At 30.9% G+C, this 797-nt stretch carries 1 protein-coding gene; it reads right to left on the reverse strand.

Annotation, left to right across the window (positions count from 1 at the left end; all coding sequences use genetic code 11):
• Window positions 1-14: 14 nt before the first annotated feature.
• Window positions 15-758 carry a hypothetical protein gene (locus tag ACE1ET_RS20540; protein WP_375730303.1) on the reverse strand — a complete coding sequence of 248 codons (744 nt, stop codon included), beginning with the start codon at window positions 756-758 and terminating at the stop codon, window positions 15-17.
• Between the last annotated feature and the right edge of the window lie 39 nt (window positions 759-797).

Here is a 797-nt window from a genome sequence, read left to right on the forward strand (position 1 = left end):
GTGTTGTAGCGTCGTTATTTTTGTTTTATCATTATTTTATATTCCGAGTTTACTATTTCACCATTCTTCGTGCCTGGAATAAATGGCTCAAATTCTTTTATCTCCTTAATTGCTCTTTTGTAATCTTCATCGTCTAATGAATCAGAAATTATGTACCCTTTCTTGTCAATTTTGACTTTTAATTCAAACTTTTCCTTATTTAAACCATCGATATTTAAATGGTCTATATTCCAAGAATAACCTCTCATTGAAAGTGATGTCAAGTCTGAATTGTCCAATTCGTTTGATTTATAAAATTTTGAATTGTCAGTTATAACTAAGTTTTTATGGTAATTTAAAAAGTCTAATTCTGATTTGGTTACTTCAATTAGTCGTTTGGTTGGAGAACAACGATGTAAACCATATTTGCCCTCATTATTCTTGTCTGCATATATTAACCATTCCTCACCAACACGTAGATAAATGTCACAGTCCGACTCATAAATCAGCGTATCTTCATTTTCAATTACTTTAAAATTTTCAGGTGTACTATACACCAGAAATTCAGAAATACTATCACCTTTGAAAATATTTTGTATCTCAACATTTACTTTATATGAATCTTTTGTCTTGTCAAGGACTGATATAATTTTAGCCAAAAGAACTACATCACTATGATAGAATTCGGGATCGTATGAATAGTCTTCATCGCAATCACATGAAAATCCTTTAACAGAAAATATCAGAATTATAAATATCAGTGCTATCAATCTTTGCATGACGTTCGTTTTAATGCGCTACAACGTTCCCGCGGTATG

It is taken from the genome of Quyinboa mangrovi (assembly GCF_042219825.1).
GTDB lineage: Bacteria > Bacteroidota > Bacteroidia > Bacteroidales > UBA5342 > JBHJHP01.

Excerpts from the sequence above, each read along its gene's own strand:
- ACE1ET_RS20540 (WP_375730303.1), bottom strand. The coding sequence starts at position 758 with ATGCAAAGATTGATAGCACTGATATTTATAATTCTGATATTTTCTGTT.